This window comes from Okeania sp. SIO2B9, assembly GCF_010672505.1.
GTDB classification, from domain to species: Bacteria; Cyanobacteriota; Cyanobacteriia; order Cyanobacteriales; family Microcoleaceae; genus Okeania; species Okeania hirsuta.
Window position 1 is genome coordinate 1 of record NZ_JAAHGK010001560.1, and the last position, 1,524, is coordinate 1,524.

A 1,524-nucleotide genomic window follows, 5' to 3' on the forward strand; every position below is an offset into this window, starting at 1 on the left:
TGGGGGGACTAAGGGGGGCTTTAAGTTTCCCCCCTTCTTAAGGGGGGACTAAGGGGGGATCGAATTTATTTTGGACAAGAATAGGAAAAATAGTTTATCTGATTTTAGGTAGAGGCCAATAATTTGCAGCAGAACCCGCCCCTACTGTTGGGACATTATAATAATTACCTCTTGAGATATCTCTGAAAAAAAAATTTCCTGGGGAATGATATGAATTTTTGGCAAGGTGGGTAAGTTAGATTCATGGGATAAAAATTATTCGTCCAATTTTTATAGGAGAAAAAATGAAAACTGAATTTAAGGCTAAGTTCTTACAGCACGTTGCTAAGAAGAGAAAGGAAGAGGGTTTTACTCTGATTGAGTTGTTGGTGGTTATTATTATTATCGGTATTTTGTCTGCTATTGCGTTGCCTTCTTTCTTGAACCAAGCTAATAAAGCGAAGCAGTCTGAAGCAAAGCAGTATTTGGCTTCTATGAACAAAGGTCAGCAAGCTTATTATGCAGAGAATGGTACATTTGTTATTGGCCCTATTCAAGATAATATAGGACAGCTTGGTTTAGGTATTAAAACTGCTACGGGTAATTATACCTATAATATCAGCGCTGCCACACAACAAGTTGGGGCTACTGCAGATGAATTAGGTGTTGCAGCTTGGACAGATGAAACTGCTACTGGTCTTAGAGGATATGCAGCAATAGTATATCTGACAGACGCAGATGGAGCATTAACTTCCCAGACAATCATCTGTAAAGGAGAAGTCGGATTGAGCGATGAGCCAACTTATAATTCTGAATGTGTTGGATCGGGCTATGAAACACCTCTATAACTTTAGACATTAACTTCAAAAACTTAAGGGTAGCGTAGTATGCGCTACCTATTATTTTTGTAAATTATTAATTTATGTTCTGATGATTTCTGATGAATTACCTGATAATTGGCAACAACAAGCTAATCAATATTTAGTTAATAGTAACTACAGTAAAGCTATTAACCTTTATGAAAAAGCCATAAATGCAAATCCACAAAATAAGTCATATTATTGGCAATTGGGATTAATGTTACTCTTGGAAGGACAAGAAGAGGAAGCACAAACAACTTGGCTGTTAGGTATGGCAGATGGAGAAGCAGAAGAGGTTGAGTTTTGGACAGCAGAATTAGTAGAAGTATTGGCAACAGAAGCAAATAGACAACTAGGAAGCCAGAATGGATCTGTCGCTTGGGTTATTAGACAACACATTCGGGAAATTAACCCCACGGATATTAATAATTTATTGCAGTTAATTGATTTATCCATTGCTCTCAAAAACTATACAAGGGAACAACTAGGGGAGTATGGAATAATTGAGCTATTAGAAAATAATACAACTATAGAAGTTGACCAAAATTTACTGCCGCATACATTAAAAAAACTGTTAGTTTACGATCCAAAAAGTTTATCATCAGTAGAATTTGCCTCAGTTGCCATTCCTCAAATAGAAGCTCGAACTACTCTTATTAACTCTCTAATTCCACCTATATTTCAA

At 36.5% G+C, this 1,524-nt stretch carries 1 protein-coding gene and 1 pseudogene; both read left to right on the forward strand.

What is annotated here, in order from left to right; genetic code table 11:
• Positions 1 to 284 precede the first annotated feature (284 nt).
• Positions 285 to 827 (forward strand): type IV pilin-like G/H family protein, encoded by a 543-nt coding sequence (locus F6K13_RS32625; RefSeq protein WP_287289847.1) that lies wholly within the window; start codon positions 285 to 287, stop codon positions 825 to 827.
• 82 nt (positions 828 to 909) lie between these two features.
• Positions 910 to 1,524, forward strand: a pseudogene (locus F6K13_RS32630) (O-linked N-acetylglucosamine transferase, SPINDLY family protein); the annotation flags it as partial.

What these genes read in the sequence shown, in the direction of transcription:
- F6K13_RS32625 (WP_287289847.1), top strand. Translation starts at nt 285, where the DNA reads ATGAAAACTGAATTTAAGGCTAAGTTCTTACAGCACGTTGCTAAGAAG.